Source organism: Streptosporangium sp. NPDC006007 (assembly GCF_040614315.1).
GTDB lineage: Bacteria > Actinomycetota > Actinomycetes > Streptosporangiales > Streptosporangiaceae > Streptosporangium.
Genome location: NZ_JBEXUG010000052.1, coordinates 1 through 11894, shown reverse-complemented (window position 1 = coordinate 11894; position 11894 = coordinate 1). Strand labels below are relative to the sequence as shown.

The 11894-nt window shown below is 70.3% G+C and carries 14 protein-coding genes; 4 read left to right on the top strand and 10 right to left on the bottom strand.

Annotation, left to right across the window (positions count from 1 at the left end; all coding sequences use genetic code 11):
- Positions 1-76: 76 nt before the first annotated feature.
- The 5 genes from ABZ194_RS27130 to ABZ194_RS27110 all read right to left on the bottom strand — a co-directional run bounded on the left by ABZ194_RS27130 (position 77) and on the right by ABZ194_RS27110 (position 3786).
- A complete protein-coding gene (locus ABZ194_RS27130; protein ID WP_355599846.1) occupies positions 77-709 on the bottom strand; it encodes a DedA family protein in 633 nt (210 codons plus the stop codon).
- A gap of 234 nt (positions 710-943) precedes the next feature.
- A complete protein-coding gene (locus tag ABZ194_RS27125) occupies positions 944-1417 on the bottom strand; it encodes a TspO/MBR family protein (RefSeq protein ID WP_355599845.1) in 474 nt (157 codons plus the stop codon).
- Between the two features lie 173 nt (positions 1418-1590).
- A complete protein-coding gene (locus ABZ194_RS27120; RefSeq protein WP_355599844.1) occupies positions 1591-2238 on the bottom strand; it encodes a VC0807 family protein in 648 nt (215 codons plus the stop codon).
- A gap of 300 nt (positions 2239-2538) precedes the next feature.
- Positions 2539-3228 (bottom strand): leucine efflux protein LeuE, encoded by a 690-nt coding sequence (gene leuE, locus ABZ194_RS27115; protein ID WP_355599843.1) that lies wholly within the window; start codon positions 3226-3228, stop codon positions 2539-2541.
- Positions 3229-3312: 84 nt separating this feature from the next.
- A complete protein-coding gene (locus ABZ194_RS27110; protein ID WP_355599842.1) occupies positions 3313-3786 on the bottom strand; it encodes an Lrp/AsnC family transcriptional regulator in 474 nt (157 codons plus the stop codon).
- A gap of 225 nt (positions 3787-4011) precedes the next feature.
- On the opposite strand from ABZ194_RS27110, the gene ABZ194_RS27105 reads away from it, so the two are divergent.
- Positions 4012-4242 carry a hypothetical protein gene (locus tag ABZ194_RS27105; RefSeq protein WP_355599841.1) on the top strand — a complete coding sequence of 77 codons (231 nt, stop codon included), beginning with the start codon at positions 4012-4014 and terminating at the stop codon, positions 4240-4242.
- Between the two features lie 46 nt (positions 4243-4288).
- On the opposite strand, the gene ABZ194_RS27100 is transcribed toward ABZ194_RS27105, so the two are convergent.
- Positions 4289-4540, bottom strand: coding sequence for a LapA family protein (locus ABZ194_RS27100; protein WP_355599840.1), 252 nt, complete (start codon positions 4538-4540; stop codon positions 4289-4291).
- A 125-nt stretch (positions 4541-4665) separates the two neighbouring features.
- Between ABZ194_RS27100 and ABZ194_RS27095 the strand changes: the two genes are divergently transcribed.
- Complete coding sequence (locus tag ABZ194_RS27095) at positions 4666-6057, top strand: hypothetical protein (protein ID WP_355599839.1); 1392 nt, start codon at positions 4666-4668, stop codon at positions 6055-6057.
- A 171-nt stretch (positions 6058-6228) separates the two neighbouring features.
- On the opposite strand, the gene ABZ194_RS27090 is transcribed toward ABZ194_RS27095, so the two are convergent.
- The 3 genes from ABZ194_RS27090 to ABZ194_RS27080 are packed head-to-tail and all read right to left on the bottom strand — an operon-like array spanning position 6229 to position 8573.
- Positions 6229-6894 carry a helix-turn-helix transcriptional regulator gene (locus tag ABZ194_RS27090; RefSeq protein WP_355599838.1) on the bottom strand — a complete coding sequence of 222 codons (666 nt, stop codon included), beginning with the start codon at positions 6892-6894 and terminating at the stop codon, positions 6229-6231.
- Positions 6895-6903: 9 nt separating this feature from the next.
- The gene (locus ABZ194_RS27085; protein WP_355599837.1) at positions 6904-7581 is read right to left on the bottom strand and encodes an ABC transporter ATP-binding protein; all 678 of its coding nucleotides are present in this window, start codon (positions 7579-7581) and stop codon (positions 6904-6906) included.
- Entirely contained in the window at positions 7578-8573 is a 996-nt protein-coding gene (locus ABZ194_RS27080) for an FtsX-like permease family protein (RefSeq protein WP_355599836.1), read from the bottom strand. The genes ABZ194_RS27085 and ABZ194_RS27080 overlap by 4 nt, the downstream gene beginning before the upstream one ends.
- Before the next feature lie 139 nt (positions 8574-8712).
- On the opposite strand from ABZ194_RS27080, the gene ABZ194_RS27075 reads away from it, so the two are divergent.
- Both ABZ194_RS27075 and ABZ194_RS27070 read left to right on the top strand, forming a co-directional pair.
- Positions 8713-9822, top strand: a complete 1110-nt coding sequence (locus ABZ194_RS27075; RefSeq protein WP_355599835.1) for a sensor histidine kinase — start codon at positions 8713-8715, stop codon at positions 9820-9822.
- Positions 9819-10436, top strand: coding sequence for a response regulator transcription factor (locus ABZ194_RS27070; protein ID WP_355599834.1), 618 nt, complete (start codon positions 9819-9821; stop codon positions 10434-10436). The genes ABZ194_RS27075 and ABZ194_RS27070 overlap by 4 nt, the downstream gene beginning before the upstream one ends.
- On the opposite strand, the gene ABZ194_RS27065 is transcribed toward ABZ194_RS27070, so the two are convergent.
- Positions 10399-11454 carry an AI-2E family transporter gene (locus ABZ194_RS27065; RefSeq protein ID WP_355599833.1) on the bottom strand — a complete coding sequence of 352 codons (1056 nt, stop codon included), beginning with the start codon at positions 11452-11454 and terminating at the stop codon, positions 10399-10401. The two genes, ABZ194_RS27070 and ABZ194_RS27065, sit on opposite strands and share 38 nt — an antisense overlap.
- Positions 11455-11894 lie beyond the last annotated feature (440 nt).

The window sequence follows — 11894 nt, the reverse complement described above, 5'->3', positions numbered from 1 at the left end:
ACCCGGGCCCTGGTCGCGCGTTTTTCCCCGGTCCCGGGGCCCGGTCACGCGTCCTCACTCCTCCTGAGACGGGGGCTCAGTCGCGCGACCTGACGAGCCCCGGGGCCGGCTGCCTCTCCTCGGCGTCGCGGCGCCGTAGGTGCCGGACCACCTCGACCACCACGGTGATCGAGACGGCGATGCCGAGGCCGAACAGCAGGCCCTTGATCGGGTCGTGTTCGAAGGCCGCTCCGCCCAGGTAGCCGATCAGCCCGGAGTAGACCGCCCAGGACGAGGCGGCGACGGCGTCGAAGAACGCGAACGAGCGCCGGGGGTAGGCGACCGCGCCCATGGTCAGGGTGCAGGCGGTCCGGCCGCCGGGAATGTAGCGGGCCACCACCAGGACGAGCCCGCCCCGCTCGGCCAGCGCCCGCTCCGCCCAGGCGATCGCCTTCCCACTCCGTCTGCCGTTGCGGAGCCGGTTGTTGGTGGTCCGCCCGATGGCGTAGGAGACGTGGTCGCCGACGAACGCCCCCAGCGCCGCCACCACGATCACCGGCACGATGTCGGGGGCCCCGGTGGAGGCCGCGAACACGCCCGCGGTGATGACGGACGTCTCCGCGGGCACCACCGGGAAGAACCCGTCGAGCATCGCCAGCGCGAACAGCGCCAGATAGATCCATGGAGAGGTCATCGCCTGCTGGACGGCATCGAGGATGGCCTGTGTCACAGCTTTCGCTCCTGTCGATGTGGAGATTCCTCACAGCACGGTGACGAGCTGCCGACCTCCGGACATCGGGGGAGCTCCCCGAAGTTTTCCGGTCAGACCCCTGAGATCTCTCAGGGTCCGCCACATCGGCGACAGGAACCGGGCGCCTCCCGGCACCCCTTACCTTGGGCGGGGATGGCCGCTACCCGGAGTGGAGACCTGCCGGCAGGGCACCCGGGCCGGGCCCCGCGTGGCTCAGTTGAGCAGCCAGACGGCGAGGTTCAGGGAGGCCGCGTAGGTGACCCAGAGCAGGTACGGCACCAGCAGCCAGGCGGCCGGTCGGCTGATCGGGCGGAACATGACGATGGTGGCCGTGATCGTCCCCCAGAGGACGACGATCTCGGCGAAGGCCAGGCCGTACCGTCCGGCGCCGAAGAAGAGCGGGGTCCAGGCCGCGTTGAGCAGGAGCTGGACCGCGTAGACGCCGAGCGCCGGGGTCCAGCCCCGCGCCGACCAGGCGAGCCAGCCGGAAACGGCGATCATGATGTAAAGCACCGTCCACGCCGGCCCGAACAGCCATTGCGGCGGTGCCCAGGAGGGGCGTTCCAGCGCGAGGTACTCCGCGCCGGCGTCGACCGCGGCCAGCGCTCCGACCGCCGCCACCAGCGCGAGTATGACGGCGAAGACCGGAAGGCCCGCCCAGCGTCTCCGTTGTCCTGTGATAACCATGAATCCTCCCTGCCCTCTCCTTTGTGCCCTGTCACCATCCTTCGTGCCCTGTCACCATCCGGTTTCCCCACGCGGGGAGGGATCGGGAGGGGGCGCGGGCGGGATCCGCGGGGCCGGCCGGAGTCTTCACACCGGCCGGGCGGAGACGTTCCCCGGGGCGCGCGGTCGCAGGTTCAGGCGGTGAGGGCGGCGGGAGCCGGATAGTGGTGCAGCCGGCCCAGGACGCGGCGGAAGGCGTAGATGGAGACGGCCGCGGCGAGCCCGCTGATCAGCGCCACGACCGAGGTGCGGACCAGCAGGTAGGTGCCGATCGACTCGTGCAGCAGGAGCCAGATGCTCACCGAGGAGTTGGCCAGCAGTACGAAGGCCCAGAGCAGGGTGATCCGGGCGAAGAACCGGCGGACCCGCTCGTGCCTCAGCACCGTCGAGGGCAGGTGGATGTAGTCGAGGGCCAGGCGCTGCGCCAGCGGGCGGTTCAGCCGCACCGAGGCCAGGAAGGCCATGCTGATGCAGATCGTGCCCAGCTCGGGCTGGAGGAAGTAGACCACCGCGCTCCCGCTCCACAGCCCCAGCAGCGCCCGCACGGTGATCGCGATGGCGGCGAGGATCATCGTTCCCGGCACCGGGATCCGCCGGATCAGCCGCCATCCCACCCCCGCGTACACCCAGGTCACCGCCGCGATCAGCGCGCCGGTCAGGCCGAGGACCGCCAGCGCGGTGTAGAAGACGGCCAGGGGGGCGATCACCCCCTCAAGGAGCCTCGGCACCGCCTGCCGGATCAGGGCGGCGACGCGGGGGAGGGCGACAGGTGCATGGCTCATAACGCTCCACGGGATGGTGGAATGACCGGCACCGGGGCCCGTGCCTGCCCCGGCAGGAGACCGTTGGCCATGTCAGGTTTGTCGTATGGGCTACAGAGGGGAAGCTCCGGCGACGACCGGCCCCTTACCATACCTGGGCCGAGTGCATGCCTCGGCTATACCCTGCCGGTGTCCACGGTCGCCCCCGCAACCGGGGTCCCTGTTCCCACCCGCCCCGCCGCCGGTGCGGCGCCGATGCCGGTCAGGGGGCGAAAGCAGGCCGGGAGCCGGGACCTGGCAGGCGAGGGCCGCCGGCCGGGGTCAGCCGAGGGTCGCGGTGGCCAGTCTCGCGCCGAAACCGATGAACAGCGCGCCCACCCCGGTGGTCAGCCCGGCGGACAGCTTCCTGCGGGCCCGGAACTGCCCGGCGAGGAAGGTCCCGCCGAAGATCAGCACCGACAGGTAGAGCACGCTGAACAGCTGGCAGATGGCGCCCAGGATCAGGAACGACAGCACGGGCGCGCCGTAGGCGGGGTCCACGAACTGGATGAAGAACGAGATGAAGAACAGGATCGCCTTCGGGTTCATCAGGCTGATCACCAGAGCCTTGCGGAACGGGCTCTCCCCGGCGCGCCTGCGCCCGGTGCGCCTCCCGTCGGCCCGCCGTGACGCGGGAGCGGTCTCGGCGGTCTCGGGCCTTCCGGGCGCCCGCCAGGAGCGCCAGGCCCCCCGGAGCATCTGGAAACCGACCCACGCCAGGTAGGCCGCTCCGGCGTACTTGACGAGGTTGAACAGGACCGGCGTCGACCTCAGGAGCGAGGCGACCCCGGCCGCCGCGAGGACCATCAGGACGGTGTCACCGACGAAGACCCCCGTCGCGGCGCGATACCCCTGCCGTACCCCGTGCTGCGCCGCGGTGGCGAGCACGTAGAGCGAGTTCGGGCCGGGTAGCAGGATGATGAGGAAGGCGCCGATGACATAGGTCCATATATCGGTGATGCCGAAGAACATAGCGGTGCTCCAGAGGGCGTTACGGGGTGCTCCATCACGGTACTCCCCGTTCGCCGTCCCACCACCGTCCCACCGGCGTCCGGCCTAGTCCCGGTCGGCGAGTGGCTGGACCCGGTGCGGGACCACCGTGGACAGCATGATCACCGTGCTGCTCCGCCGTACGCCGGGGATGGCCAGGGTCCGGTCGATGACCTGCTGGATGTGTTCGTGATCGCGGCCGGCGATCCGGCACCAGACGTCGCCCGGGCCGGTGACGATGTGGGCCTCCAGGAGTTCGGGGATCGCCTCCAGCGCGGCGGAGATCTCCTCGCGGGAGACGTGTTCCACCTCCAGGGTGGTGAAGGCCTGCACCGGGTAGCCCAGGGCGCGTGGGGAGAGGGTGGGGCCGAAGTCGGTGATCACACCGTCGGCGACCATCTTGTCCAGGCGGGCCTGGACTGTCCCCCGGGCGACGCCGAGCAGGCGGGAGATCTCCAGCAGGCCGGTCCGGGGGCGCTCCCTGATCAGCTGGAGCACCTTGCGGTCGAGTTCGTCCAGGCCGTTCCGTCGAGCTGCCAATGTGTCCACCTCCCGAGTGCCTGCTGTACGTGACGCTGACGATATGGCAGTGAATTGACCGGTATATTGCCCATTCTGATCTTACAGTTCACACTACGCCGACATATATGTCATATAGGGCCATGATGGAGGCGAAATGGTTACGAGGGTGGCCGGCTGCCTCCCGGGTGGCGTCAGCCCCCGGCCCACCTGGAGACCGGCTCGGACAAGGGCTACCTCGAAACCGTGCCGTGGCCGGTGGCCCGCTTCGCGGAGAGGTGCGGCGTGCGCCCCGACGGCACCAGGGTCAAGCACTCCTGCGTCAACTACGTCAACGAGGGCGTCGGCATGGCCTGCGGGTTCTTCATCGCGGCCCCGCGCACCACGGGCCTGTGCACGCTCACCCACGCCCCCAACCCGATGGCGTTCCTCACCGAGATCCGCGGACGTCCGGCCGCCGGGATCCAGCCCCCCTGACCGGCCCGTTACGGCCCCGGGCCGGGCGCGGTGGCGCCGGAGCCGCTCATCCCCGATGAGACGAGCGGCGCCGGACCAGCAGGCCGATGAGCACGCCGATCACCATCACGGTCAGCAACGCCGTCCAGAGCGGCGAGGTCACGCTGATGGTCAGCCAGCGGATCCGGACGGACTGGCGGTTCTGCGCGATGAACGCCACCCCGAGCGCCAGCAGCACCAGCGCCGCCCACACCCGGGGTGGCACCGCCGCGATCCGCCTGCCGAACGACCGTGGCCGATCCGCCGGTGTCGAAGCCATAGCCGCCTCCCCCGCTTACCAAATGTTATGTTTATACTACTTTAAGCTATAAAAGCTGAGAGACTGGTCTCGTTTTTGGGAGCCGGTGGGTGCTGGGCGAGAGGTTCCGGCAGGCTGTTAACGTCATGGACTACGCAATTCTCACGGGGTTTGTCCTCGTCACAGGTGTCGTGCTCGCTCTGGTCGCTCAATGGAGGGGCTGGCGTCCATCGCTGCTCGTCGTGCTGGCGGTCGGAATCGGGTTCCGGGTGCTCATCATGACCACCTCCGCCATCGACGACTGGCAGCCGGTGGACTTCATGAAGAGCTTCAAGCCCGCGGGCGAGGCGATTCTGAACCGTGAGGACCCCGTCCTCGGCAGCGCGGGCGGCTGGCACTTCCTGCCGACCATCCCCTACGTGTACGGCCTGCTGCTCTGGCTGGGCATCCCGTGGGAGGTCGGAGGCCGGCTGGTCACCGTGGTCGCGGACATCGCGCTGATCCCGCTGGTCGGCAAGCTCGCCGGTGGCCGCACCGCCTCACTGCGGGCCTTCCAGTACGCCTGCAACCCGCTGGCCATCCTCGTCGCCTCGGTGCACGGCCAGGTCGAGCCGGTCGCACTGGTCTTCGGCGTGGCCGCGTTCGTGGTCGCCCGGGGCCCCGGCCGCCCCGACCGTCCGGGCATCACGACCGACGTGGTCGGGCTGGTACGGCGGCGCGTGTCGGACCTCGGCGTCGGCGGTGCGCTGCGGCACGCGGTGGGCCCCGGCGGCGTGGCCCACCGGGCACTCACGCCCCGGCCCGGAGACCGGGTCCCCCTGCGCCGGGCGCTGTTCGCCGGTCTGCTGATGGGCCTGGCCCTGTGCGCCAAGAGCTGGCCGATCTGGCTGATCCCCGGGATGCTCCTGCTGCTGCCCACCGTCCGAGCCCGCGCCGTCGCGTTCGTCGCCACAGGCATCGCCCCGATCTTCTTCCTGGTCACACTGCCCGTCTTCGCCGGCACCTCGCTGAGCCAGATCCCCGAGGTCATCCGGGTGATCCAGGACATCCGCCCGATCGTCGGGGAGTGGGGCTACAGCGCGATCCTGGTCGGCGGGGACTGGACGCTCCATCCGGGGATCGCCACGTTCGGCACCCGGCTGATCTACGTCACGATGGTGGCGGTGGCCCTGCTGTGGCGCCGCGCCGACCCGGTGGACCTCACCACGGCCCTGCTGCTGGCCTTCATGGTCGTGACCCCCCGCCTCGGCGCGCAGTACCTGCTCTGGTTCATGCCGTTCCTGATCGCCCGGCCCACCCGCTTCGCCTGGCCGGCCATCATCGGAGTCTCCCTCTGGGCCGGATACGGCTACCTCTACATGACCCAGTTCGACACCGACACCTGGTGGGCGCTGCACTCCGTCTGGGCGCGGTGCTCCATCGTGCTCCTGCCGATCCTGGCCCTGGCCATGCCCTGGAGCCGCCTCACCTACAAGGCCCCCGCCGGGCCGGTGGAGCGCATCCCGCGTACTCCCGTTCCCGCGCCCGCCTCCGTCTGATACCTGCCGACCCGGCCTCCGCCCGCAGCCGGCCGACCCGGCCCCGTCTGAGACCGGCCGAGCCGCGGGTCCGCCTGAAATCGGCGGGCCTGCGGGCCGGTCCGGGACCGGCCCGCCCGCGGGGACGGTCCGGGGCCCGGCGATCCGCCGGTCCCGCCACGTCCTGCCGCGCTACGGCAGGCTCACCAGCCGGCCCAGGGACATCCCGGCCAGCCGCCGGACCTCATTGGCCATGTGCGACTGGTCGGCGTACCCGCTGGCCGCGGCCACCTCGGCCGGTGCGACCCCGAGCCTGGCCAGCCGGAGCGCCCGCTGGAACCTGACCACCCGCTGCAGCGTCTTCGGCCCGTACCCGAAGGCCCGCAGCGACCGCCGGTGGAGCTGCCGCTCACCGAGCCCCAGCTCCCAGGCCACCTGCCCGACACTTCTGCCGGTCCGCAGCGCCGCGGCGATCGCCGGCGCGGCCGGGTCGGGGCCGGGCGTCGCGCGCAGCCGTACGGCCAGCGCCTCCTGCATCGTCCGGGGCGTCAGACCGGGCAGCACGTCCAGCTCGGCCAGCGGCACCCGCCTGTCCCGCAGGGCCTCGACCGGCACACCGAACGCCTCACCCACCCCGCCCGGCCGGAACCGGATGCCGATGTAGCGGTCACCGGGGGACATCCGCACCGGCACCGGGCCGGTGTCGGGTCCGGCGACCTGCGGACCCCCGGGCCCCCAGATCAGATCGACACAGCCGTCCGGGACCACCAGCTGCGTCATCGGGGAGGTCGCGACGTTCGTCCAGACGCGGGCCACCCGCCCGGCGAGCGCCGGATCCGGGGCCCACTCGCGGTACATGCCCCCAGGTTACGGCCGCAGGCCGGGCTCGCGCTCCAGCAGGCGGCCGTCGTCCATCTCCGCCACCCGGTGCGCGTGGCGGATCTGCGCGACGTCATGCGTGACCAGCAACGTCGCCACCGCGCGTTCCCCGGTCAGCCGCGCCAGCAGCTCCATGATCTCCCCGCCCCTGGCGTGGTCCAGCGCGGAGGTGGGCTCGTCGACCAGCAGCACGGCCGGATCCCCCATCAGCGCGCGGGCGATGTTGACCCGCTGCCGCTCGCCCCCGGACAACTGGTGCGGGCGCCGATTCTCCTTGCCGGCCAGCCCCACCGCCCGCAGCAGGTCGGCCGCCCGGCCGGAGGTCCCGCCCCGCATGTGGTCCATCGCCCGCAGCTGCTCCAGCGCGGTGAGCGAGGCGATCAGGTTGGCCTGCTGGAAGACGATGCCGATCCGGTCTCTGCGCAGCGCCGTACGCTCCCTGTCGTTCAGCCCCGACGCGTCGACCCCGCCGATGACCACCTGGCCCGAGTCGGGCCGGATCAGGGTTCCGGCGACGGCCAGCAGGCTGGACTTGCCGGACCCCGAGGGGCCGATCACCGTGACCAGCTCACCGGGTTTCACGACCAGCGACACGTCGTCGAGCACGACCAGCCTGGCGTCGCCGTCGGGGTAGCTCAGGCGCAGGTCGGTCAGTTCCAGGCTCATCGGGCACTCCCCAGGGCGATCAGCGGGTCAACGGAGGTGATACGGCGTACGGCGAGCACGGCCCCCGCCATACCAAGGACGATCATGGCCAGCACCGGCACCAGCGTCGTCGAGAGGCTCAGCACGAACGGCATGATCCGCTCGGCGAGCGCCCCGACCCCGAGCCCCACGGCCCCGCCGATCCCGCCGCCCACCGCCAGCACGATCAGCGCCTGAGACAGCGCGTCACGCATCAGGTAGCCGCTTGAGGCGCCGAGCGCCTTCATGATGGCGATGTCGCCCTGGCGCTGGACCGTCCACACGGTGAAGAACGCCCCGATGACCAGCGCCGAGATGACGAACAGGAAGCCCTGCATCAGCGTCAGCGAGCCGTTCTCCGAGGTGTAGGAGCCGATGCCGGCCAGCGACTCCCTCTTGGTGACGGGGTGCGTGCCCAGCGTCCGCGCGGGCGCGTCGCCGTTCAGCACCACGACGGTCGCGGTCTCCGGCTTGGCGTGCGCGACGCGCTGCCAGTCGGTGAGCGTGGACCACACCACCGGTGTGTGACCGTAGGAGTCGTCCGGCCCGAGGGCGGAGACCCGGTACGTCCGGTCGCCGATCGTCACGGTCTCCCCGACGGCCAGGTCGAGGTCCGGCGACACGACCAGCTCGCCGTCCGCCGGCCGTACCGACGCCAGCGAGTCGGAACCGAAGACCGCGATCGCCTGGTTCGAGCCGTCGTGAGTGAGACGCGTCTGGGTGATCCCCAGCGGTTCGCCACCCAGGCCTCTCCACTGCTCGGCGGTGACCGTGCTGTCGGTGAAGGAGATCTTCTCGCTCCCGAAGGCGATCCGGTCGCCCTTGAGGTTCTCGATGGCGGAGATGTTCTCCCCGGCGAGTCCCGAGGTGAGCCCGGACAGCAGCACGACCAGCAGGGTGATGAGCGCCACGACGGACCCCATAAGGGCGAACCGTCCCTTGGCGAAACGGATGTCTCTCAGTGCGATGAACACGGGAATCTCCGGTCGATTGTCTCTTGACTGCTCCCAGGCTCGCCGATCCCGCTCACCTGGGGCATCGCGCCTCCGATCGGTACCCGAATCAACCAAAGGTTGGATACGAGCCCTCCTCACCCCCTCCTAACCTGGACATATGACAAGGGAGGTGGAGATTCCTACGGTGCGGCTACTGCGGTACGGCCTACACGGCGTGTTCTATGTGTTGCTCGCGGTCGCGCTGGGCCGATCCTCCGGTCCGTCCTCCGACTCGTGGGTGGCCCTGTCCGGGGGGATCGGGCTTGGCGTCGTCTACGCGGCCGGACTCATCACTTTCGGCCGACGCCGTACGGCGCTGCTGGTCTGGCTGGCGGCCGTCACCCTGATCTGGGCGGCGCTCTGCCTGCTCAGCACGGACTTCGTCTGGCTGGCGTTCCCGCTGTTCTTCATCTGCCTGCACCTGCTGCCCCTGCGCGCCGGGGGCGCGGCCGTACTCGCGCTCACCGGCGTCTCCGTCGGCACGCTCGCCCTGCACGAGGGCGCGCTCACCCCGGCACTGGTGGTCGGCCCGGTCATGGGGGCGATGGTCGCGATCCTCACGGTCACCGGCTACGCGGCCCTGTACCGGGAGAGCGAGCGCCGCCGCGCGCTCATCGACGAGCTGACCCGCACCCGTGCCGAGCTGGCCGAGACACAGCACGAGGCCGGAGTGCTCGCCGAGCGCCAGCGGCTGGCCAGGGAGATCCACGACACCCTCGCCCAGGGACTGTCCAGCATCGTCCTGCTGCTCCGCGCCACCCCGCCGGACCCGGCCGGATACGTCGGAGAGGCGATGCGCGCGGCCGAGGACAACCTGGCCGAGGCCCGCCGCTTCGTCCACGCTCTGGCCCCGCCCGGCCTGGACGGCTCCCTGGAGGAGGCGCTGCGCCGCCTCTGCTCCAGGCAGGGAGCCGCCTTCCAGCTCGACGGCGAGGCGTACCCGCTGCCTCGCGGTGCCGAGATCGCACTGTTCAGAATCGCCCAGAGCGGCCTCGCCAACGTCTCCCGGCACGCGCGGGCGAGCAAGGCCGCCCTCACATTGACCTACATGGAGGACGAGGTGGCGATGGACATCGTCGACGACGGACGGGGCTTCGACCCGCTCACCCGATCCGGCAACGGCCTCGGCTTCATCAGGGACCGCGCCGCCGAGCTCGGCGGCGTCGTCACCGTCGAATCCGCCCCCGGCCTCGGTACGGCCCTGGCCGTCACCCTGCCCGTGCCATGATCCGTCTGCTGCTCGTCGACGACCACCCCGTCGTCCGCAAGGGGCTGCGCGCGGTCTTCGACCAGGCCGCCGACATGACCGTCACCGGCGAGGCGGCCACGGGCGAGGACGCCGTACGGCTCGCGCCCGGCGCGGACGTCGTGCTGATGGACCTGCGCCTGGGGGCCGGCATGTCCGGCGCGGAGAGCACCCGGTTGATCGGCGAACTGCCGGACCCACCCCGCGTGCTGGTGCTGACCACCTACGACACCGACGGCGACATCTTCGCGGCCATCGAGGCCGGAGCCGCGGGCTACCTGCTCAAAGACGCCCCCACCGACGACCTGCTCGACGCCATCCGGGCGGTGGCCAGGGGGGAGACCATCCTCGCCCCGCCGGTCGCGGCCCGGCTGGTCACCCGGATGCGGTCACCACAGGTGGCGCTCTCCCCGCGCGAGGCGGAGATCGTGGCCCTGGTGGCCGACGGTCTGTCGAACCGGCGGATCGCCCGTGAACTGTTCATCAGCGAGGCCACGGTGAAGAGCCATCTGGTGCACATCTACGCGAAGCTGGAGGTGGACAACCGCACCGGGGCGGTCATGGTCGCCCGCCGGCAGGGGCTTCTCCGGAGATGAGAGCCGCGGCCCACTCGCCGTCGGGGTCGCTGTCGATCAGCAGCGCGCGGGTCAGCAGGCTGAGGGGGATGGCGAGCAGAGCCCCCAGCGGGCCGAGCACGAACGCCCACACCAGCAGGGACAGGAACGTCATGGTTGTGGAGAGTCCCACGGCGTCGCCGAGGAACTTGGGCTGAACCAGTGACTGGACCACAAAGTTGATCACCATGTAGGAGGCGATCACGAGGAGCAGGGTCTTGGGACCTCCCTGGAGCAGGCCGAGCAGGGCGGGCGGGATCAGCCCGATGACGAAGCCCACGTTCGGGATGTAGTTGGTGATCAGCGCCAGGACTCCCCAGAGCAGTGGGAGCGGGACGTCCAGCACCCAGAGGGCGCCCACGTCAAGCACCGCGCAGATCAGCCCGAACGCCGTCGAGACGACCAGGTAACGACGGGTCTTGTCGGCGAAGGAGCCAAGCGCCTGAATGAGCCTGGGCCGTCCCGTCGCGGCCTGAGAGGAGAGGACCTGCGAGAACGACCGCGCGTCCAGGCACATCGCCAGCACCACGACGACGATGAGCAGCAGGGCGGAGAAAACCCCGAGCAGTCCGGAGGCGAACCCCGAGAGGAGTTCGAAGATCTTGCCGGGGTCGAGTGTCTTGAGCGCCTGGTTCATCTGCTGGGTGCCGATGCCGAGTTCCGCCGCGAACCGCTGCGCCTGGACGACGAGCTGGTCGAACTGCCGGCCGTAGGTGGAGGCGAGGGTCGCCATCTGCGCGACCGAGAGGGTGAGGACCGCCACCATGCCGAAGAGCAGGAACAGCACCAGGGTCAGCGGCACCGCGACAAGTGTCCAGCCGGGCGCGTGGCGACTCTGCAACCAGGTCCTGACCGGGGCGACCGCCAGGATGAGCACCAGTGCCAGCAGTACGGGTCCGATGATCGACCCGACCGCTCTGATGCCGGCGAGTGTGACCACGGCGCTCGCGGTGCAGAGCAACACGATGAGGGCTCGGGGGAGCGATCTTTGGTCCGTCATATGGGGTCTCTACCCGTATGGAGGGAAACACGTCAGTGTCGAGGGGGGTCACCGCGGAGACCCTTGTCGCGTTCCCGGTGCTCCTGACCCTCTCAGCCGAGGCCGTCTCGATTTGACGGGGGGCGAGGCCGTACATAGAGTTCACAGGTCCGAGGGGGTTGGCGGAGATCGCCAAGGCCTCGGGAACCCCTTCTGATCGGATCCCCCTGGTGAGACGCGTGCGTGTCGGCAGGATTTGGTTTGACGAGAGCCAAATGTGGGAGTAAGTTAGAAGGGTTGCTCCGGAGACTGAGGAGCGAAAATTCGAGCAGGGTTCGCCGGGTCGAGTCAATTTGACTCGGGAAAGCGGGCCTGAAAGAATAAAGGCACAACGAAGCGAACGAAACGCCCTGGGAGCTCCGGCCGGTTGGCTGGGTGACCGGTGAACGCGTCCGTTTCTT

What these genes read in the sequence shown, in the direction of transcription:
- ABZ194_RS27085 (WP_355599837.1), bottom strand. Translation starts at nt 7,581, where the DNA reads ATGAGCCTGGAACTGACCGACCTGCGCCTGAGCTACCCCGACGGCGAC.
- ABZ194_RS27090 (WP_355599838.1), bottom strand. Translation starts at nt 6,894, where the DNA reads ATGTACCGCGAGTGGGCCCCGGATCCGGCGCTCGCCGGGCGGGTGGCC.
- ABZ194_RS27070 (WP_355599834.1), top strand. Translation starts at nt 9,819, where the DNA reads ATGATCCGTCTGCTGCTCGTCGACGACCACCCCGTCGTCCGCAAGGGG.
- ABZ194_RS27065 (WP_355599833.1), bottom strand. Translation starts at nt 11,454, where the DNA reads ATGACGGACCAAAGATCGCTCCCCCGAGCCCTCATCGTGTTGCTCTGC.
- ABZ194_RS27100 (WP_355599840.1), bottom strand. Translation starts at nt 4,540, where the DNA reads ATGGCTTCGACACCGGCGGATCGGCCACGGTCGTTCGGCAGGCGGATC.
- ABZ194_RS27095 (WP_355599839.1), top strand. Translation starts at nt 4,666, where the DNA reads ATGGACTACGCAATTCTCACGGGGTTTGTCCTCGTCACAGGTGTCGTG.
- ABZ194_RS27075 (WP_355599835.1), top strand. Translation starts at nt 8,713, where the DNA reads ATGACAAGGGAGGTGGAGATTCCTACGGTGCGGCTACTGCGGTACGGC.
- leuE (WP_355599843.1), bottom strand. Translation starts at nt 3,228, where the DNA reads ATGTTCTTCGGCATCACCGATATATGGACCTATGTCATCGGCGCCTTC.
- ABZ194_RS27120 (WP_355599844.1), bottom strand. Translation starts at nt 2,238, where the DNA reads ATGAGCCATGCACCTGTCGCCCTCCCCCGCGTCGCCGCCCTGATCCGG.
- ABZ194_RS27125 (WP_355599845.1), bottom strand. Translation starts at nt 1,417, where the DNA reads ATGGTTATCACAGGACAACGGAGACGCTGGGCGGGCCTTCCGGTCTTC.